Raw genomic sequence first — 18,578 nt, 5'->3', positions numbered from 1 at the left:
GACGGTCGGCCCTGACCCGAATGCCTACGCATCAGGCATGAGGCATCAGGCATCAGGCATTACCGTGACCGCCCCGGTGCTATACTCGCGCCGCTTCCCGAAGAGATTCGCGTGACGCCCATGCCCATGGCGGACCCAGGCCCCGGGGACATCACCAGCCTGCTCCTCGAGTGGGGCAACGGTGACCGCAGCGCGCTCGACCGCCTCGTTCCGCTGCTCTACCCCGAGTTCCGGCGCCTGGCTCGCCGCTACATGCGCGGCGAGAGGCCAGGCCACTCGCTCCACACGACGGCGCTCGTGCACGAGGCGTACCTGCGGCTCGTCGACTACACGCGCGTCAGGCCCGAGAACCGCGTTCACTTCTTCGCGATTGCCGCGCAGGCGATGCGTCGCATCCTCGTCGAGCGGGCGCGGCAACGCCGTACCGCCAGGCGGGGCGCCGGGGCGCAACGCGTGCCCCTCGAGGATGTCGTGAGCCGGGCCGAGCAGCGCGCTGCCCACCTGATCGCGCTCGACGAGGCACTGGAGCGGCTGGCGACGTTCGATGCGCGCAAGGCGCAGGTCGTCGAACTCAAGTACTTCGGCGGACTCACCATCGACGAGACCGCCGATGTCGTCGGCGTATCGACGCCGACCGTCGAGCGTGAATGGCGCGCCGCCCGCCTCTGGCTGTATCGCGAGATGGCGCCGGAGGCGAACCGGTGAGGCCCGACCGGTGGACGAAGATCGAGGAGCTGCTGCAAGCCGCGCTCGAACACACCGGCGCCGAGCGCTCCGCGTTCCTCGCAAGTGCCTGCGAGGGCGACACCGACCTGCGCGATCAGGTCGAGGCGCTGCTCGATGCCGATCAGCTTGCGCAGGGCTTCCTCGAAACGAGCGCATTGGAGGATGCGGCCGATCTGTTCATCGACGGCCACTCCGAGCCAGTCGCGGGATCCCGCATCGCCCACTACGTCGTGGAACAACGGCTCGGAAGCGGTGGCAACGGCGAGGTCTACCTCGCCCGCGACATCAGGTTGGGCCGCAGGATTGCCCTGAAGCTGCTCGACGATGCGATTGCCGACGACGGCGCGTCGCGAGCGCGCTTCCTTCGCGAGGCACGCCTGGCGTCCGCCATTTCCCACCCGCATGTGTGTGCGGTATACGAAGTCGGCGAGGCCGACGGTCACCTCTTCATCGCGATGCAGTACGTGGAAGGCGAGACGCTGCGTCATCGCATCGCTGGACGTCCACTCGCATTCGATGAGTTCTGCGCCATTGCCCTGCAAGTGAGCGAGGCGCTTGCCGCCGCTCACGCGCTCGGCATCGTCCACCATGACGTGAAGACCTGCAACATCATGATCACGCCGCAGTCGCAGGCGATGGTGCTCGACTTCGGGCTCGCACGCATGCGCGAGCAGGGCGAGGTGGCCGCGCAGGGTCGCGCGACAATCCCCGGCGCGGTATTCGGCACGCCTGCGTCGATGTCGCCGGAGCAGGCGCTCGGCGGCGCGGTGGATCACCGCAGCGACATCTTTTCGTTCGGCGTCGTGCTCTACGAAATGGCGACCGGGCAGATGCCGTTCCGCGGCGACTCGCCAACCGAGGTCGTCAGAGCGGTCCTGCGCACGCGGCCGACCCCCATTGCGGAACTGAACGCCGCCCTGCCGGAACGTGTGTCTGGCGTCGTCGAGCGCGCGCTCGCCAAGGATCCCGCCGATCGCTATCAGTCGATCGAGGCCATGCGCGTGGACTTGCACGACATCGCCGACAACGACGCCATTGCTCCCGCAGCGTCGCGAGCGTCCGCGCGTGGGCCTGCCCTCGCGCTCGCCTTTGCCGCCATGGTGGCAGTGCCGCTCATCGTCATCACCGTGTGGCCGGCCGGGCAGCCGGTACAGGTCGCGACCGCCGCACCGAGGGGCCGCTCCATCGCGGTGCTGCCATTCAAGTCGCTGGTGTCGACCGAAAGGAACGAGGCACTCGAGTTGGGCATGGCGGACACGCTGATCGCGAGCCTCAGCACGATACCCGAGCTCGACGTGCGCCCGATCAGCGCGGTCCGCAACTACGGCGGGCTCCAACAGGACGCGCTCGCGGCCGGGCGAGAGCAGCGAGTCGATGCAGTGGTGGACGGTGGCATCCAGACATCCGCCGATCGGGTGCGTGTGACGGTGCGTCTGCTGAATGTCTCGGACGGCCGGCAGCTCTGGGCATCACGGTTCGAGGAGCCGCTGACCAACATCTTCGCGCTGCAGGACGCCGTCGCAGAACGCGTGTCGGCCGCGCTCACAGTTCGGCTCGCCGCCAACCAGGCGCACGAGAAGCGCTACGTGGCCGACGTGGAGGCGTACCAGCTGTACCTGCTCGGCCGATACCACCTGGTTCGGCTGACCGACGACGGGTTCTCCAGGGCGCTGCACTACTTCGAGCAGGCCGTGGCCAGGGACCCGGCCTACGCGCAGGCGCACGCGGGGATGGCGAAGGCCTATGTGAGCCTGAGCGGCTTCAATGCGTGGCCACCGAGCGAGGGGTTTCCGAAGGCGCGGCAGTCAGCGGAGACGGCGTTGCGGCTCGACGAAGGCCTCGCCGACGCCCACGCGGCACTCGCCGACGCGATCTTTCTCCACGGGTGGAACTGGGGCGCCGCGGAACGCGAGTACAGGCGTGCGCTCGAGCTCAATCCTGGCGACGCGGATGCGCACATGGCCTACGGCTTCTACCTTGGCGCGATGGGCAGGCATGACGACGCGATCAAGGAGTCGACCCGCGCCGTCGAACTCGATCCTCTGTCGCCCACCCTGATTGCCGGCCTTGGCGGCGTCCTCCACGTTGCGCGTCGGCACGAGGAGGCCGGCGTGCAGTTTCGCAGGGCGCTCGCGATGGATCCGAACTTCGGCTACGGTCACTGGGGCCTCGGCCGAGCCTTGCTCGAGCAGCGCCGCTATGGACCTGCCGCCGAGGCGTTTCGCCGGTCGATTCCCCTCTCCGGCGACAGCCCCGACGAAACGGCTGAACTCGCGCGCACGTACGCACTGGCCGGCAAGCGCAGCGAAGCGCTTGCCCTCATCGCGCGCCTGACGCGTCTCTCGACACGCCGGTACGTGGCGCCGACGACGTTCGCGGTGTTGCACGCGGCGCTTGGCGACAAGGACAAGGCATTCTCGTGGCTGGCGCGGGCTCGTGAAAAACGCGACTTCCTCCTCGTGCTGGCGGCGGTGGAGCCGATGTTCGACCCGTTGCGTGACGACGCGAGGTTCACGGCGCTGCTCGCCTCGATGAAGCTCGCCGGCCCGCTTCCGAATCCGGCACGGTAGGCCCGGTTTCCGGGCGCGGCGCGTGGGTGGCCGCAGTTCAAGGGACAAGCGACAAGGAGAGAAGTTGTCCCTTGTCCCCTTGATCACCGTTCTCAACGGTCGTCAGCGGTAGAGCAGGTATGGCGCGATGGTGCGCCTGAAGGCATCGGCCTCGCGGTCCCAGTCCTCGAGCAGCGGCGCGAGTTGGCCGGCGTCGATGGCGAGCCTGACTTTGTCCGAACCCGTGAGCCGATCGATCGACGGGCCCCAGCGGAACTGCTCCGGGTGCTGACCCTTGATCACATCGATCAGGATCAAGGCCGTACGCACGGGACGATAGGTCTGCCGATTGGTGACCACGACGCGCAGCCCGGGGATGCTCTCTCCCTTGAACTTCGACGCGGTCGATAGCACCTGCATCACCACCGGCTCGAAGCGGACACCCTGCAGGTAGAGCCCATTCATCGTCGCGGCCACCGTCTGGGCGTCGAGCCACGGCGCGCCGATCTGTTCGAATGGACGGTCGGTGCCGCGCCCCTCGGTGAGGTTCGTGCCCTCGAAGTAGACGGTGCCGGGATAACTCGACAGGGCCGCCAGCGATCGCAGGTTCGGCGAGGGGTTCACCCAGGGCAGCCCTGTATCGTCCATCCACTGCACGCGCTGCCACGACGACGCGCGGGCGACGATGAGATCGGCACCGATGCCGAACGCGTGGTTGAAGTACGCCGCGAGTTCGCCGACGGTGAGGCCGTGTCGGGCGGGGATCGGGTACATGCCGACAAACGACGTGAAGCCTGGTGCGATGAGCGCGCCCTCCACGATCTCGCCGCCGATCGGGTTGGGCCGATCGAGCACCACGAACGGGATGCCGCGACGGGCGGCCGCCTTCATCGACAGCGCCATCGTGGACACGTACGTCCACGTGCGCCCGCCGACCTCCTGCAGGTCGTACACGAGGACGTCGACGTTCTTCAGCATCTCGGGTGTCGGGCCGCGGTCCTCGGCCATGTAGAGCGAGTACACGGGCACGCCCGTCTTCGCGTCCACTTCGTCGCCGACCGTCACGCCCTCGGCAGCGGTGCCGCGGATGCCGTGCTCGGGCGCGAGCAGGGCCACGAGCGTGAGCCGCTTGTGAGCGGCAATCCTGTCGATTGCCGAGACTCCGGCCCTGTCGATCGCGCTGTGGTTGGTGATCAGCCCGACGCGCTTGCCCCGCAGGGCACGCGGCAGGTTCGAGAGGAACACGTCCAGGCCTGGCAGCACGGTTGTCGTCGACTGCCGCGCGGAGATGGTGCGGGTCCGCATCAGGGGTTGTGCCGGCGTCGAGACGGTGGGCGGGCGCTTCGCGCAGGAGGCGCCGAACACGAGGAGACAGAGGAGAGCGAGGGGTCGAAACGATCGCGGCGTCACGCGCGAGGACGATAGCGGTCATCCACGGCCGCTGACAAGCACTGGAGCGGTGTGCGTCGAGCAAGCTCGACGCCTACGTCGAGATCGCGGATCGCGGATCGGGAAGCGGGCCTTGCCCTTCAGCGTTCGGCGTTCATCGTTCGACGTTCTCTCAAGGTAGCCGTCGACCTTGGTCGACGGCCGGCGTGCGCGTCACGTGACGTGCGTCAACCGATCACCCATCGTGGCGCGGAACACGTCGGTCCGACGCACCATCGTCTGCACGACCCGGAAGCCCGAAGCGCAGAAGAGCGGGACGAGCGCCAGCATGGCTCGCCCCAGCCAGCGGTGACGGACACGGTCTCGCCGGTCGATCAGCATGCTCTGTGCAATGAGCAGGAGCATCCAGGCCAGTGCCGTCAACCCATGGAAATGATGCTGCCACGGGCGAGTGTCCGAGTCGGCTCAAATAGCCCGGACTGAAGGCGATCAGGGTTAATCCGAGCAGCAACCACACCGCGACATGCGCTCGGCGATACGGCATGTATACGACTCCTCGATCGTCCAGGCGCGCAGGTCAGACGGTCGTCCCGCCTGGCGCGCGGTCGGGCGACAACTTCGATGGGAGTCGCCATCTTCTACTGAAGAGCTAAGAACCGGGGAGGAGTGAGCACCCCCAGCCCACCACGTGTGATGTAAGGAGCTTACGCGCCGCGTAAGCCGCTTCGGCGTGTACGGCGCGTCACGCGCGTTCTCTCAAGGGCCGTGAGTGGCACGGCTATTGCGGAAACGGCGAGAGTGGGACCGCGACTGCTGGAACTCCGCGTCGTCGTGGGTGTGCTCTTCGCGACACTCTGTTCAGCGGCTCAGCTGTCTGCGTCTCCTGCAATGATCCGACTCGGCTACGCAGGCTGTCAGGCCTGCCACCTGTCACCGCAGGGCCGGGGCCTGCTGACCGAGTATGGCAAGGGCATCGACGATGCGCAGAGTTCGCGCCACGGGGCCTATGACGCCGACGAGGATCGATGGCGGCGGTTGTTCCACGATGTCCGCCTGATGACGCAGCTCACGTCAGAGGCGCGTGAGCAACCTGAGCGCGCGACCTCGGCCGCCGTCCGCCTCTGGTACCGCAACACCACCCGACTGTCCCACACGTTGCGCGTCAGCGGCACGCTCAGTGTGGACGCGCCGGCGCGGGCCCAGGAGGTCACGAAACTGCAGCCGCAGCCGTCGCAGCCGCAGGCATTCGTGCGCCAGGCTCTCCTGGAGGTCACGCCACACAAGAACGTGTACATCGGGATTGGCCGCGACACGTTGCCGAGCGGCGTCGAGATCGCCGACCAGGCCACGTACGTGCGCGCGCGCAACGGCCAGGGCCTCACCGACGTGCCGACGCAGGCCAAGCTGTTCTGGTCGACCGAGCGGTTCCAGGTGGCGCCGTACGTATACGGACCGAGCGGCCAAGAGGCGCCGGGCTTTCGCAGCAGTGGCGCTGGTGTTCTGGCAGAGAAATACCTGGTCGGCGATCACCTCGCCGCGGGTATCGCACTGCGCATGGCGCGCAACACGACCTTCGATGAACGCCTGGCCGGCGTCTATGCCCGCTTCGGCATGGGTCGATGGGGCGTGCTGACCGAGCATGACGTCGTCCGGCGCGCCGAGCGCAGCGGTGAACAACGCCGCTTCGATCAGTACACCGGCTTCGTGCAGCTGTTCTTCTATCCGACCGATTGGCTCGTCACGTCGCTGAGCGCGGATCGCCTGCAGATGGATGCGCCCTACAGTGACGCGCGCTGGTATCTGCGTCCCGAGGTGAGCGCCCGCCTGAATCCGCACATCACGATCGCAGCCTCGCTTCGCGATCAGTACTTGTTGCCATCGCAGCGGTCCACGGCCTTCGTGCTCCAGCTCTTCCTGAAGTCGGTGAACTAGGAGCGATTCATGTCACACGATCGATCGACCGCGTGCCGCACTCTTGCGATCACGTGCATGTTGCTGGTTGGCGGCGGCGTCCTGCCAGCCGCGGCGCAATCCTGGCACGTCGCCGACGGGCGCGTGACAGTCGTGTGCCCGCTGACCGTCGGGGGTCGCTTCGAGGCCAAGACGACGGCGGTCAAGGGCCAGGTGACGATGCCCGAGGGCACGCGCGATGTCGACGGTTCCTTCAGTGTCGATCTGCGCACGCTCGATACCGGCATCGGCTTGCGCAACACGCACCTGCGCGACAACTACCTCGAAGTCTCACGCGGTCCGGAGTACGAGACGGCCGTGCTCAGTGAGGTGGTCCTCGACGCGCCTCCACCGGCGCGGGGCCGATCGGCCACGCTCGGCTTCAAGGGTGTCCTGTCGGTTCACGGCAACGCGAAGCCGGTCACCGGCACGGCCGAGGTCTCGTACAAGGGCGACGCCCTCGACGTGAAGGTGAAGTTCCCGCTTCGCATCGATGCGTACGAGATCGCGCGTCCGACCTACCTCGGCGTCGGCGTCAGCAACCAGATCGATGTGGAAGTGCGAGCGACCCTGAAACCTGCCACCACGCATCCGTGAGGTTCGCGTGGAGCACGGGGTGCGGCGGCTGATTGCTACAGCCAGTTGTTCTTGCGGAACTTGAAGAACAGCCAGACGTCAATGACCAGCATGGTCGTCAGCGTCAGCGGATAGCCCCAGACCGACTTCAACTCCGGCATGTTGTCGAAGTTCATGCCGTAGATGCCGGCGAGCAGTGTCGGCACGGTGATGAGGGCGCCGTACGCGGCCAGCCGCTTGGTCACCTGGCTGTCGGCGATGTTGACCAGTGCGAGCGTCACGGAAATGCCGGTCTGCAGCATCTCGCGCTGACTGTCGATCCCGGCGTTGATGCGCTGGAGGTGATCGTAGACGTCGCGGAAGTACTCCTGGGCGCCCAGGCACACCGACGGCACCCGCCCACCGAACAGTTTCGCGGTCGCTTCCATCAATGAGGCCACCGCGTGCTTGAGGACCATCAGGCGATACTTGAGGTCGTAGAAGGCCTCGATGTTCTTCGCACTGGGGGTGCCGCGGAAGATCTCGGTCTCGAGCCGTTCGAGATCGTCCTCCAGCCTGGCGAGCACGGGGAAGTACCGGTCCACGACCGTGTCCATGATGACGTAGAGGACGAAGCCCGATCCCCGCGCGAGGTTCTCTGGCTCGGCCTCGGCGCGTGCCCGTACGTTCTGGAAGCCCTGCGGCGTCTTGCGGCGCACCGACAGCACGTAATTGCGACCGACGAACACGGCCACCTCGCCGACGATCAAGTCGCCGTCCGGGTTGGCCGGGTCGATGTCGACCGTCTGGAGCACGGTGAACATGCTCGACCCGTATTCCTCGATCTTGGGTCGCTGGTGGCCCTTCCGCGCGTCTTCGACGGCGAGCTCGTGCAGGCCGAACTCCTCGGCCATCAGCTCGAGTTCCTCATCGCTGGGGTCGAACAACGCCACCCAGACAAAGCAATCGGGCCGGACCACGTAGTCCGAGATCGCTTCGACGCTGATGTCGGCCAGCTTGGTGCCGTTCTGGTACGCGACGCAGTTGATGAGCATGTCCGGAGTCAGCCTATGATGCGACACAGGACACAGCTGGGCCAACCTGGGAGACTGGATTGGTGGCTTCGGCCCGAGGCGTATCATGGTGCGGGTTTCGATTTAGCGTGCTCGGCGACGACGCTCGATACATCGCAATGGGGTGTGAATGATGGGCCCTCACCGGTCTCGCTCGAACCGTATCCTTCCTGGCCTGGGTGTCGCGCTGGTCCTTGCGGCAACGCTGACGTCGTGCGGGCGCGCCGCTGACACCACTCCGGCCACCGACGGGGCAGCTGCCGGCACGGCTGCTCCGGCGCCCGCTCCGGTACCGGCAGCCGCACCGGCACCTCCGCCGCGCGAGTTGACCTGGAGCGGCAAGGTCGACATGAAGCTCTGGTCGGGGATACGCGTGAGGACCTACAAGGCCGCGCTGAAGCGGCCAACGCCGCTCACGCTCGCGATCCTGAAGATCCCGAGTATCCACCTGGAGGTGCCCGTACACGACGGCACGTCCGATGCTGTGCTTGATCTCGCGGCAGGGCGCATCGAAGACACGGCGCTACCAGGGACGCCAGGCAACGTCGGTATCGCGGCCCACCGGGACGGCTACTTTCGGGCGCTGAAGGACATCAAGGAAGGCGACGAGCTGGTGCTGGAAACGCGCGTGGCCACCGAGCAATACCGGGTCGAGTGGATCAAGATCACCGTCCCGACCGACGTCAGCGTGATCGAGGCGACGCCCGGTCGGGCGGTGACGCTCGTCGGGTGCTACCCGTTCTATCACGTGGGACCGGCCCCGCAGCGGTTCATCGTGCGCGCGGTCCCCGTAACCGGATCGCCCGCGACAGCGTCGACCGCGGGCAGTTGACCCTCCCCGGCGAACAGGTCCGTTTCCGGCCGGCGATTGCACCGCGGATCAGGTGCCGGCCTTGCGCTCGCCGTCGCCGGCCCTCAGCACGCGCACCCGGGCCGTTTGTCGGCCGAACTCCTTCGCGGCGTCGCAGTCAGCCATGAAGATGTCGATCTCGCGGCCCTTCACCAGCCGGCCGGTGTCCTCGACGTCGTAGGTCCGGCTGTGGCGGCGTCCGAGGCCGTCCACACGGATTCGGCTGCCGAGCGGGATCACGCGGGGATCGGCGGCGACGATGCCTCGTCTCGTCTGCTCGCCACTGGCGGTCTCGCCCTCGGTGCAGTAGGCGGTGGCCTCGACCTGCAGGATCTGTGGGCGCCGGACCTCTGCGTGCGTTGCCTCGACCATGGCGTACCCCAGCAACAACGTCGCGGTGAGTACTCCTCTGAAGAAGCGGTTCATGCCTCATTTATTGATCCAAGACACGTGCCATCGGCGATAAACCGCTGACCATCAGCAGCTTGCCGAATTCGGCCCGCTGCACGAGGGTCGAGACGCCATGGTCCGGATTCGGAGGGATTCAGCTCGTGCGATGGCCGATACGGCCCGCGCGGCGTAGGCGCACGGGCCAACGACGGCCCGGAAGAAATGTGTGCGTCGAGGATGAGACTTGTTATATAAGGGCGCTCCAACTGACCAGTGGAAGTCCGGGCGTTCGCTCCGTTGCATCTGCACTGATGCCGGAGACGGGTTGAACAGTCTCAGCGGCAGCCTTCGCGCCAGGCTGCGTCATGGCGGTTCGAGGGGGAGCATGGCCCACATCAATTCCGATCCGTACGCGGGCGGTCATCTGTTCGCGCTCGCCAACCGGGTGACCTGCCTGTTGGACAGCGAAGCCGAGGTCATGGCGGCGGTGCAAGCCCTGGAGGCGGGCGGTGTCGCCACCGAAGACATCGACGTCTTCACCGGTGAGAAGGGCGCCGAAGCCCTCGATCTCTTCGGGCGCTCCCACGGCCGGGCCGTCCGTCTGCTGCGGACGCTCGAAGACACGGTCGCCGACATGGGCGAGACCAACCATCGCATCGACGACGCGCTTCGCAAGGGCTCGAACCTGCTGTGCGTCAGGCTTCACAAGCGACCCCTGATTCGCCAGGATGAGGACGGCAGCATTCACGTGGCGCTGTTCGGGCGCGACAAGGAAGGGAAGGACCGGGCGCTCGGCGTTCTCAAGGGCCTGCACGCGCACGAGATTCACTACTGGGGCTCCTGGAACGTCGAAGACGTACCGTCGGTCTGAGTGCTCGCGCGACCGGTGACCCACCCTGTTCGTGTACCCCTTCATCAAGACGCGGTCCTGGTACCGGCTGTCGCCCCACGCGCGGCAGGGGATGATGGATGAGCACATCGCGGCATCGGCGCCGTTCAAGGGCGTCCACCTGAACACGAGCTACAGCTACGGCATCGACGACCAGGACTTCGTCGTGGCGTTCGACTCGGACTACCCGCAGGAGTTTGTCGATCTGGTCGGGCGCCTGCGTTATACGGAGGCCAGCCTCTATATGCAGCGGGACACGCCGATGTTCGCGTGTGCGAAGGCGCCCATCGACGCGATCCTGGCCCAGTTGGCGAATACGGAGTGAGACGGACGCGTCGGGCCGCCGTCCTCCCGCAGGCCGTTGCGCTTGCGGCAGCGTCCGAGGTGGAGAGCGAGGCGTGAGTTGTTGGAAAGCAGGGCAACCCGAACGTGTGCGGGTTGCACAAACGGTGCGCCCGGTTGTACAGTCGGCCCAATTCACAAACCGGGTACTGCACGTCGACGTGACATGGGTCGAAGGCCGACCATGACCGAGGAGTCGAGCATGCGGGTAGCAGGGAATACGTTGCGGCTGGCGATCGTGCTGGCCGTGGTTTCGATATATCCGGGCGTCGCCATGGCCGCCTCGTCCGTCACGGGAACCATCACCTTCGCCGGCAAGGCTCCGGCGCTCAGGCCGCTCTCCATGGACGCGGACCCGGCCTGTGCCAAGAAGCACACGGCGCCGGTCGCCAACGAGATGCTGGCCCTCGGCAGCGGCAACACGATGGGGAACATCCTGGTCTGGGTCTCGAAAGGACTCCCGGCGGGGAAGGCCTTCCCGGTGCCAAAGACGCCGGTGACCCTCGACCAGAACGGCTGCCAATACAAGCCGCACGTGATGGGGATCATGGTCGGCCAGACCTACCGGATCCTCAACTCCGACGGCGTCCTGCACAACATCCACACCCTCCCCAAGGTCAACCCGGCCTTCAACAAGGGGATGCCGGCGACGCTCAAGGAGGCCACCACCACGTTCGGCAAGCCGGAGGAGGTGTTCCACATCAAGTGCGACGTGCACCCGTGGATGAGCGCCTACGTCGCCGTGTTCACGCATCCGTTCTTCTCGGTGAGCGGCACGGACGGGAAGTTCACGATCTCGGGTCTCGATCCCGGAACCTATGAGATCACGGCGTGGCACGAGAAGCTGGGGACGCAGACGGCGTCGGTCACCGTTGCCGCCAACGAGTCCAAGCCCCAGAACTTCAAGTTCGCCACACCCGGCGCGAAGTAGCCGAGAGACCAGCCGCATGAGCGAGACAGTAGTTGTCGCCGCGCCGAAGTCGCACGGCGCGCACGAAGTCCATCACGAGACGTTGGGCTTCTGGCGCGCGTACGTGTTCTCGGTCGACCACAAGGTCATCGGAATCCAGTACGCCATCACCGGGCTGCTGTTCCTGCTCTTCGGCTTCTCGCTGATGATGCTGATGCGCTGGCAGCTCGCCTACCCGGGCGCGGCGCTGCCGGTGATCGGCGGCCTCTTCGGCGAGGCGCGCATGCCGGGCGGGACGATGCTTCCCGAGTTCTACAACGAGCTCGGGGCGATGCACGGCACCATCATGGTGTTTCTCGGCGTGGTGCCGCTCGCCGTCGGTGGGTTCGGCAACTTCGTCCTGCCACTGCAGATTGGCGCCCCGGACATGGCGTTCCCGCGCCTCAACATGGCGAGCTACTGGCTGTTCTTCCTCGGCGGCATGACGATGCTTGCCAGCTTCCTCGTACCTGGCGGCGCCGCGCAGTCCGGGTGGACCTCCTACGCGCCGCTCTCGGTCCTGGCGGGCACGGGCCAGACGGTGTGGCTGCTCGGGATGCTCTTCCTCATCACCTCGTCGCTGCTCGGCGCGGTGAACTTCATCACCACCACGATCCAGCTCCGCGCGAAGGGACTCACCTTCATGCGGTTCCCCTTCTTCGTGTGGACGCAGTTTGTCACGGCCTTTCTCCTGCTCCTGGCCTTCCCGCCGCTCGAGGCCGCCGCGGTGATGCAGTTCATGGATCGGGTGGCTGGCACGAGCTTCTTCCTGCCGAGCGGGCTGGTCGTGAGCGGCCAGGTCGTCCAGGTGGCGGGTGGAGGCAACCCGCTCCTGTGGCAGCACCTGTTCTGGTTCCTGGCGCACCCGGAGGTCTACGTCCTGATCCTGCCCGCCATGGGCATCGTCGCCGAGATCGTCGCGAACAACACGCGCAAGCCGCTGTGGGGCTATCGCTCGATGGTCTATTCGCTGGTGTTCCTCGGCTTCATGTCGTTCATCGTCTGGGCGCACCACATGTTCATGACCGGCATGGGCACGGCGATGGCCGCGTTCTTCCAGACGACCACGATGATCATCTCGATCCCGTCGGTCGTGATCCTGACGGCGCTGATCATCTCGCTCTGGGGCGGGGCGATCCGCTTCAACACGCCGATGCTCTTCGCGCTCGGCTTCCTGCCGATGTTCGGCATCGGCGGGCTCACCGGGCTTCCGCTCGGCCTGAACGTCTCCGACATTCCGCTGCACGACACCTACTACGTCATCGGCCACTTCCACTACGTGGTCGCTCCCGGAACGATCTTCGCCCTTTTCGCGGGGGTCTACTACTGGTTTCCGAAAGCCACCGGGAGGAAGATGAGCGAGACGCTGGGCAAGATCCACTTTGCCGGCTCGATCGTCTGCATGAACGTGATCTTCATGCCGATGTTCATGATGGGGCTGGCCGGCGTGTCGCGGCGCCTGTTCGACGGCGGCGAGGCCTACGAGTTCGCGCGGCCGGTGCTCCACCTGAACGTCGTCTCGTCCTGGGGGGCATGGATCCTGATGCTCTTCCAGCTTCCGTTCATCTTCAATTTCTTCTGGAGCATCCGGCACGGCGAGAAGACCGGCGCGAACCCGTGGGACGCCACGACGCTCGAGTGGGCTGCTCCATCGCCGCCGCCGCACGGCAATTTCCTGGAGGAGCCGCACGTCCACCGTGGACCGTACGAGTACAGCGTTCCCGGCGCGGCGAAGGACTTCTCCCCGCAGCACGAGGCCTGATCGCGATGGAAATCCCCTACACCGTAGAGGTCCGCCGCGACACCGGCCTCACCAACGGCAAGATCGGCATCTGGCTGTTCCTCGCGTCGGAGGTCATGCTGTTCGGTGCCCTGTTTGCGAGCTACATCCTGATCCGCACCGGCGCGCAGACCTGGCCGCGTGGTGACACGATCCTGAACGTGCCGCTCGCCACGTTCAACACCATCGTCCTGATCAGTTCCTCGGTCACCATGGTGATGGCCTGGGCGTCGCTGGAGCGCCAGCGCTTCAGCACCTTCCGCATCTACATGGCGGTGACGATCCTGCTGGGGTGCGTCTTCCTCGTCGTCAAGTACTTCGAATACAGCCACAAGTTCCACGACGGGCTCTTTCCGCGTACCAACAACTTCCTCGCCATCTACTTCACGCTGACCGGCCTGCATATGCTCCACGTGCTCGGCGGCATGGCGGTCAACGCCTATCTGCTCGGGCCCGGCGCGAAGCTGTGGAAGACGAACCCGGTGTGGTTCACCAATCGCGTCGAGAACTCCGGCCTCTTCTGGCACTTCGTGGATCTCGTCTGGATCTTCCTCTTCCCGACGCTGTATCTGCTGTAGGCGCATCCCATGACCAGCGACCACTCGTCTCTCGACCACGCAGGCATGCACCACGCCGCAGACATCGACAAGCAGGTCCGGATCTACATCACCGTGTTCGTCGCGCTGATGGCGTTGACGCTCATCACCGTGGCGATCTCCTACCTGCACCTGCCGACGGCGATGGCCATTACCGTGGCGGTCCTGGTCGCGACGATCAAGGGATCGCTGGTGGCCTGCTATTTCATGCACCTGATCTCTGAGAAGAAGCTGATCTACGCGGTGCTCGCGATCACGGCAGCCATGTTCCTGCCGCTGCTGGCGCTGCCCGTCATCACCCATCACAACGGCTTCTGGATCCACTGATGAACCTCAGGCTCGTCCATGCGTTCCTGATCCTCATGTCCGCCGCGCTTGCCGTGGTGTTCGGGATCTGGTGTCTGGGCGTGTACGGGCGCGGCGAGGGCGTGGGAAGCCTGCTCGCAGCCATTGCCTCGTTCGCCGTCTCGTTCGGCCTGCTCGCCTACGATTCGTGGTTCCTGCGCACGACGAGGACGCTGCGATGACGGCAGTGAGCCGCGCGGTCAGGCGCGCCGTCGCGACCGCGGCGGCGGTTCTCGTGGGCGGGAGCGGGACACTCCTCGCGTGCCCGGTATGTTTCGGGGCGGAGGAGACGTCGATGATCGACGGATCCAGGCTCGGCGTGCTGGTGCTGCTGGCGGTCACACTGGTGGTGCAGGGCAGCTTCGTGGCGTTCTTCCTCTATCTCCGCAATCGCGCCAGGCGCATGGCCGACGCCGACCTCGACGAGGAATGGTCGGATCTGCAGAAATCCCCGAGAACCTCATGACTGAATGGCTCGGACTGCCACCGCTCGCCGCGGCTCACGGCGGGCAAATCGACAGCCTGATCGGCTGGACGCACATCTTCATGTTCGCCCTGTTCATCGGGTGGGGCGGGTTCTTCGCCTACTGCCTGCTGCGCTTCCGGCGCTCGCAGCACCCGGTGGCCAACTACACCGGCGTCAAGTCGCATTCATCGAGTTATCTCGAGATCGCCGTCGCCGTCGTCGAAGCGGTCCTTCTGTTTGCGTTCTCGGTCCCGCTCTGGGCTGCGCGGGTCGATCGCATGCCGTCACCGAGCGAGGCGCTCGTCGTCCAGGTCACGGGCGAGCAGTTCGCCTGGAACATCCACTATCCGGGCCCCGACGGGAAATTCGGACGTACGGACCTCAAGCTGCTGGATCTGCAGTCGAACCCTCTCGGTCTCGATCGAGATGACCCGGCCGCGAAGGACGACGTCACGACGCTCAACCAGCTGCACCTGCCCGCGAACAAGCCGGTGATCGTCAGGCTGAGGAGCAAGGACGTCATCCACAGCTTCGGCGTGCCCGAGTTCCGCGTGAAGCAGGACGCGATCCCCGGGCTCACGATCCCCATCTGGTTCATCCCTAACGTCACCACCGCGGAGATGCGCGCGAGGACCGGGAACGCCGAGTTCCAGTACGAGATCGCCTGCGCGCAGCTGTGTGGGCTGGGTCATGCCCGGATGCGGGGATTCGTCACCGTCGAGAGCCCCGAGGCATTCGAGAAGTGGCTGGCGCAGCAGATCGAGGAGCAGGGCGCCCCGGATCCGTTCCGCTGACCGACGGGGCCGCGCTCGGCCACCTTGGCGCGAGGTGCTTCGGCGCCCAAGGAGAGCCGGCCCTACCATCGAACGGTTACCTTGCGGCCCCGCTCGACACCTTTCGGCATCGGCAAGCGCGTGGCTTTTCGAGTAGAGTTCGGCGACGGTCACGCGGGAATGGCGCCTTCGGCCTATCTCCGGCTCCTGGCCATGGCGCCGGCGCAAATCAAGGGGCCGGCCACGGCAACATCGGGCAATCGATCCGACTGATCAGGCCTCGCCGAACATCCTCAACATGAACTGCCCAAAATGCAATGCGGAGATGGAGAGAGGGCATTTTACTCTCCCCAACAACGTCACGTGGTATCCCGGAGACCGCAAGACCGGGATTGTGAAGGATCAGGTCTGGCTGGTCGGTCGGTGGACGCTATTCGGGGATCAGGCGGAGGGTTACATCTGTCAGAAATGCAGGTGGGCAGCCTTCCAATATCCGCATGAGACCAAACCATCGGCCTGACCTGGAGCGTCATGAGCCGGGTGATGCGCATCGTTAGGCGCTCGAAACGAGGACAGCCGAACGTCCATGTACGAAGCAAAGGTACATCCACTCATTGCGCATGAGCGTTTCGTCAGGCGCGTGCTGTTGCACTTCGCTGCGGCGTTGGCAGTGCTGAGCCTTTCGCTTGCCCTGGGCATGGTGGGCTACGAGTACTTCGAGGACCTGCCGTGGCGCGATGCGTTTCTCAACACCGCAATGCTCATTGGCGGCATGGGGCCAGTCGACCCGCCAAAAACCAACGGTGGCAAGGTGTTCGCCGGTCTCTACGCGCTCTATGCTGGCCTGGTGTTCCTGGCTGCCGCGGGTCTGGTGTTGGCGCCAATACTGCATCGTCTCCTGCACAGGTTCCACTGGGAGCAGGATAGGTAGATCTCCACTGACTGTCGACAGGCTTACCAGGGCGAGGTGAGGACAGGTGGCACATGACTTCAATCCTGATGGTCCGCCGTCCGAGTGCGTTTCTTCCCATCGCGATGTCGCTCGCTGCCCTCGCAACCATCACTGTCTACGTCGCGTTGCACGGAACCGCGCCCCAGGCGGATGAAGGCGCGGCCGCCCACATCTGGCAACTGCTCATGGTTTGCCAGGTGCCCGTCATCGCCTTCTTTGCAGTCAAGTGGTTCCCCCAATCACCTAGACAGGCTCTCCGCATCTTGGGTTTGCAGTTGGTCGCAGCCCTGGCGGCCATGGCACCGGTTTTCCTGCTCGGGTGGTGACACACCCTTCAAGATCGCCGAGAGGACCCATCCGGCCGATTTGAGGCGTAAGCGATTCCTACCCGAACATCTTCGGTGTCTGCATCCGCGCGGATGCGCTCGAGTTCTTCGACGGCGTTGCACTTGACCGGCCGGCATGGCCGTGTTTCAAGACGACGGCGCGGGCGGGCCCGATCGCCCCGGCTGGCGCTGAGGGGCTCGCGGGCGTCGAGTGGGTGCCCGTGCCGGCACCCGGTGGGACGCTGACCGCCGCTGTCGCGCGGCCGCCGGGCGAGGGTCCGTTTCCGGTCCTCGTCCTCCTGCACGGGACCCACGGAATCGCACGTGAGTACGTGCGATTCGCCCAGGACGTCTCGCGCGAGTCGGCTGTCGTCGCGGTCGCGGGGTGCTGGTTCAGAGGCGGCCAGGGTGCGGGAATGCAATTCGTCACGCCGATCGCTTGCCCAGACGCGCCTGACACGCCGGCGGCTACGAGCGATGAGGCACTCGAGATCGTCGGTGCGCTCGTAACGGCGGTACGCGAACGTCCGGGAGTGCGCGGCGACCGGGTTGCCCTCTTCGGCCAGTCGCGCGGCGGCGGCGCCGCACTCCACTACGTATTCGAGCGAGGCGGCGTGTGGGTCGCCGTGCTCAACTCGACGGGGTACCCTCAAGAAGTGGTTGATCGTGCTGGGGCGGTCAGCGCTCCGCTCCTGCTGCTGCATGGCAAGGCGGACAGCCCCGCTGACGGTGGCTCCGAAAGAACGGCGGTTGATCGAGCCCGGAAATTCGAGCACGCGCTGCGGAGGGAAGGGAAACCGGTCAAGGCAGTGTACTTCGACGGCGGCCACAACGGCCTCTTCGCCGACGCGAAGCACTACGACGAGTCGGTGCGGCTCATCGCCGCCTTCCTCAAGGAGTACCTTGCCAAAGTGACTTGGACCGCCGCAGCGGCCGAACCAGGCGCTGCACCTGACCGCGGCGGCATGTCGGCTTTCTCAGAGTTCGAGCTCCCCGAGCCGCGGCAGGTGAGCTTGCGCGTCAGGCGTCGCACCCACAACGGTCCTACGCTCCCCGCTGACCAGGAATCTCGATGGCAGAGACCAAAACCAAACCCACGGGCGCGAGCGTCGACGCGTACCTCGCGTCCAGAGCCCAGTCCCGAGCAACTGGCGGACTGCAAGGCCATCATGGCCATGTGCAAGAGGGTGACGAAGCAGCAGCCAAAGATGTGGGGGCCCAGCATCGTAGGCTCGTACACCTACAGGTACGAGAGTGGCCACTCAGGCGACGCATTTCTCACGGGCTTCGCAGTCCGCGGCAAGGAGCTGGTCGTCTCCGTCTGCGCGGAGAACCCCGAGCAGGTCGACCTCCTGGCCAGGCTCGGGAGACACAAGATGGGTAAGGTCTGCCTGTACTTCAAGGGCCTGGCGGACCTCGACGTCAAGGTCCTGGAGGCACTCATTGCCGGGTCGGTCGCCGAAGTCAGGTGCCGGTATCCGCAGCCCGGCGACGCCTGACCCCTCGTTCAACCGGACCCTCCGCGGGCCGGTTAAACTCGAACGTTAGGCGCAACCAACTGCCGGGCCATGAGTACTTCCGAACGAACAATTTGGCACATCGCCAGGACCGTTCCGACGACGTTTCTAGGACTGGCCGTCTTCGCGGCAGCCAGCCCGGCCCTCGCCGCAATCAGAAA

The 18,578-nt window shown here is 65.8% G+C and carries 21 protein-coding genes and 1 pseudogene; 18 read left to right on the top strand and 4 right to left on the bottom strand.

Annotated features, from left to right (window positions below; all coding sequences use genetic code 11):
• Positions 1–120 precede the first annotated feature (120 nt).
• On the top strand, positions 121–705 hold the full coding sequence (locus tag LuPra_RS26575) for a sigma-70 family RNA polymerase sigma factor (RefSeq protein ID WP_237050710.1): 585 nt from the start codon (positions 121–123) through the stop codon (positions 703–705).
• A complete protein-coding gene (locus LuPra_RS26570; protein ID WP_162472837.1) occupies positions 702–3,296 on the top strand; it encodes a protein kinase domain-containing protein in 2,595 nt (864 codons plus the stop codon). The genes LuPra_RS26575 and LuPra_RS26570 overlap by 4 nt, the downstream gene beginning before the upstream one ends.
• Positions 3,297–3,398: 102 nt before the next feature.
• Here LuPra_RS26570 and LuPra_RS26565 read toward each other — a convergent pair whose 3' ends face one another.
• Together LuPra_RS26565 and LuPra_RS26560 are read right to left on the bottom strand one after the other, a co-directional pair.
• Positions 3,399–4,580, bottom strand: coding sequence for an exo-beta-N-acetylmuramidase NamZ family protein (locus LuPra_RS26565; protein ID WP_157899722.1), 1,182 nt, complete (start codon positions 4,578–4,580; stop codon positions 3,399–3,401).
• Between the two features lie 297 nt (positions 4,581–4,877).
• Positions 4,878–5,069, bottom strand: coding sequence for a hypothetical protein (locus LuPra_RS26560; RefSeq protein WP_110173559.1), 192 nt, complete (start codon positions 5,067–5,069; stop codon positions 4,878–4,880).
• A gap of 483 nt (positions 5,070–5,552) precedes the next feature.
• Here LuPra_RS26560 and LuPra_RS26555 point away from each other — a divergent pair, with 483 nt between their 5' ends.
• Together LuPra_RS26555 and LuPra_RS26550 are read left to right on the top strand one after the other, a co-directional pair.
• The gene (locus tag LuPra_RS26555; protein ID WP_157899721.1) at positions 5,553–6,596 is read left to right on the top strand and encodes a hypothetical protein; all 1,044 of its coding nucleotides are present in this window, start codon (positions 5,553–5,555) and stop codon (positions 6,594–6,596) included.
• A 9-nt stretch (positions 6,597–6,605) separates the two neighbouring features.
• Positions 6,606–7,211, top strand: coding sequence for a YceI family protein (locus tag LuPra_RS26550; protein ID WP_110173557.1), 606 nt, complete (start codon positions 6,606–6,608; stop codon positions 7,209–7,211).
• Between the two features lie 35 nt (positions 7,212–7,246).
• On the opposite strand, the gene corA is transcribed toward LuPra_RS26550, so the two are convergent.
• On the bottom strand, positions 7,247–8,224 hold the full coding sequence (corA, locus tag LuPra_RS26545) for a magnesium/cobalt transporter CorA (protein ID WP_110173556.1): 978 nt from the start codon (positions 8,222–8,224) through the stop codon (positions 7,247–7,249).
• A 148-nt stretch (positions 8,225–8,372) separates the two neighbouring features.
• Here corA and LuPra_RS26535 point away from each other — a divergent pair, with 148 nt between their 5' ends.
• A complete protein-coding gene (locus LuPra_RS26535) occupies positions 8,373–9,074 on the top strand; it encodes a class D sortase (RefSeq protein ID WP_157899720.1) in 702 nt (233 codons plus the stop codon).
• A gap of 48 nt (positions 9,075–9,122) precedes the next feature.
• Here LuPra_RS26535 and LuPra_RS26530 read toward each other — a convergent pair whose 3' ends face one another.
• The gene (locus tag LuPra_RS26530; RefSeq protein WP_110173553.1) at positions 9,123–9,518 is read right to left on the bottom strand and encodes a 3D domain-containing protein; all 396 of its coding nucleotides are present in this window, start codon (positions 9,516–9,518) and stop codon (positions 9,123–9,125) included.
• Between the two features lie 349 nt (positions 9,519–9,867).
• On the opposite strand from LuPra_RS26530, the gene LuPra_RS26525 reads away from it, so the two are divergent.
• The 13 genes and pseudogenes from LuPra_RS26525 to LuPra_RS26470 all read left to right on the top strand — a co-directional run bounded on the left by LuPra_RS26525 (position 9,868) and on the right by LuPra_RS26470 (position 18,399).
• Complete coding sequence (locus LuPra_RS26525) at positions 9,868–10,353, top strand: hypothetical protein (RefSeq protein WP_110173552.1); 486 nt, start codon at positions 9,868–9,870, stop codon at positions 10,351–10,353.
• 25 nt (positions 10,354–10,378) lie between these two features.
• Positions 10,379–10,696, top strand: a pseudogene (locus tag LuPra_RS26520) (chlorite dismutase family protein); the annotation flags it as partial.
• A gap of 219 nt (positions 10,697–10,915) precedes the next feature.
• Positions 10,916–11,644, top strand: a complete 729-nt coding sequence (locus LuPra_RS26515) for a carboxypeptidase regulatory-like domain-containing protein (RefSeq protein ID WP_157899719.1) — start codon at positions 10,916–10,918, stop codon at positions 11,642–11,644.
• Between the two features lie 16 nt (positions 11,645–11,660).
• Positions 11,661–13,424, top strand: coding sequence for a cytochrome c oxidase subunit I (locus tag LuPra_RS26510; protein WP_110173550.1), 1,764 nt, complete (start codon positions 11,661–11,663; stop codon positions 13,422–13,424).
• Positions 13,425–13,429: 5 nt separating this feature from the next.
• The gene (locus LuPra_RS26505; protein ID WP_110173549.1) at positions 13,430–14,020 is read left to right on the top strand and encodes a cytochrome c oxidase subunit 3; all 591 of its coding nucleotides are present in this window, start codon (positions 13,430–13,432) and stop codon (positions 14,018–14,020) included.
• A 9-nt stretch (positions 14,021–14,029) separates the two neighbouring features.
• The gene (locus LuPra_RS26500; protein ID WP_110173548.1) at positions 14,030–14,365 is read left to right on the top strand and encodes a cytochrome C oxidase subunit IV family protein; all 336 of its coding nucleotides are present in this window, start codon (positions 14,030–14,032) and stop codon (positions 14,363–14,365) included.
• Positions 14,365–14,565 (top strand): hypothetical protein, encoded by a 201-nt coding sequence (locus tag LuPra_RS26495; RefSeq protein ID WP_110173547.1) that lies wholly within the window; start codon positions 14,365–14,367, stop codon positions 14,563–14,565. Before LuPra_RS26500 ends, LuPra_RS26495 begins: the two co-directional genes overlap by 1 nt.
• Positions 14,562–14,849 (top strand): hypothetical protein, encoded by a 288-nt coding sequence (locus tag LuPra_RS26490; RefSeq protein WP_110173546.1) that lies wholly within the window; start codon positions 14,562–14,564, stop codon positions 14,847–14,849. Before LuPra_RS26495 ends, LuPra_RS26490 begins: the two co-directional genes overlap by 4 nt.
• Positions 14,846–15,643 (top strand): cytochrome c oxidase subunit II, encoded by a 798-nt coding sequence (locus tag LuPra_RS26485; RefSeq protein WP_234800568.1) that lies wholly within the window; start codon positions 14,846–14,848, stop codon positions 15,641–15,643. Before LuPra_RS26490 ends, LuPra_RS26485 begins: the two co-directional genes overlap by 4 nt.
• A 277-nt stretch (positions 15,644–15,920) precedes the next feature.
• Positions 15,921–16,142 (top strand): PF20097 family protein, encoded by a 222-nt coding sequence (locus tag LuPra_RS34695; protein WP_418001391.1) that lies wholly within the window; start codon positions 15,921–15,923, stop codon positions 16,140–16,142.
• A gap of 120 nt (positions 16,143–16,262) precedes the next feature.
• Positions 16,263–16,553 carry a hypothetical protein gene (locus LuPra_RS26480; protein WP_237050701.1) on the top strand — a complete coding sequence of 97 codons (291 nt, stop codon included), beginning with the start codon at positions 16,263–16,265 and terminating at the stop codon, positions 16,551–16,553.
• Positions 16,554–16,606: 53 nt separating this feature from the next.
• On the top strand, positions 16,607–16,900 hold the full coding sequence (locus tag LuPra_RS26475) for a hypothetical protein (protein WP_110173543.1): 294 nt from the start codon (positions 16,607–16,609) through the stop codon (positions 16,898–16,900).
• 215 nt (positions 16,901–17,115) lie between these two features.
• Positions 17,116–18,399 (top strand): dienelactone hydrolase family protein, encoded by a 1,284-nt coding sequence (locus LuPra_RS26470; protein WP_335340767.1) that lies wholly within the window; start codon positions 17,116–17,118, stop codon positions 18,397–18,399.
• Positions 18,400–18,578 lie beyond the last annotated feature (179 nt).

It is taken from the genome of Luteitalea pratensis (genome assembly GCF_001618865.1).
Lineage (GTDB): Bacteria > Acidobacteriota > Vicinamibacteria > Vicinamibacterales > Vicinamibacteraceae > Luteitalea > Luteitalea pratensis.
The sequence above is the reverse complement of the archived record's forward strand: the minus strand, read 5'-3'. Positions and strand labels throughout refer to the sequence as shown.